Origin of the sequence: Proteus sp. LHD240705 (assembly GCF_047921555.1) — a bacterium.
Taxonomy (GTDB): Bacteria; Pseudomonadota; Gammaproteobacteria; order Enterobacterales; family Enterobacteriaceae; genus Proteus.
Genome location: NZ_JBLRMI010000047.1, coordinates 1 through 346 on the forward strand (window position 1 = coordinate 1; position 346 = coordinate 346).

Annotated in this window: 1 protein-coding gene; it reads right to left on the minus strand. The window is 27.5% G+C overall.

What is annotated here, in order from left to right:
* On the minus strand, positions 1-346 hold a 346-nt coding region (locus ACNART_RS17960), incomplete at both ends, for a hypothetical protein (RefSeq protein WP_416303694.1).

Here is a 346-nt window from a genome sequence, read left to right on the forward strand (position 1 = left end):
CTGGCATGCTAAATAAATGTTCAGTTAATTTTTTAATCCCCGAAACATCAAATTTAACTTCAAACGAAAAATTCATATTAGTATGATTATCTTTTATTAATGATACTCCTTTAATTTGACTAAGTAATTTTCGTACTGCATTAACTGCATTATTCACCTCAGCCTCATCTTTATAATATATCTTTTCCCCATTAATTATTCTATAAAATCGACCATCATTATCTTTAAAAAATTCCATATGAAAAGATAATGACTGCAACCTATTCATAAAAATCTTTAATGCATTAAAAATATAAGCAGGGGATACACTTATATATCCATCTTTACTCCCAGCCTTTGTTGACTT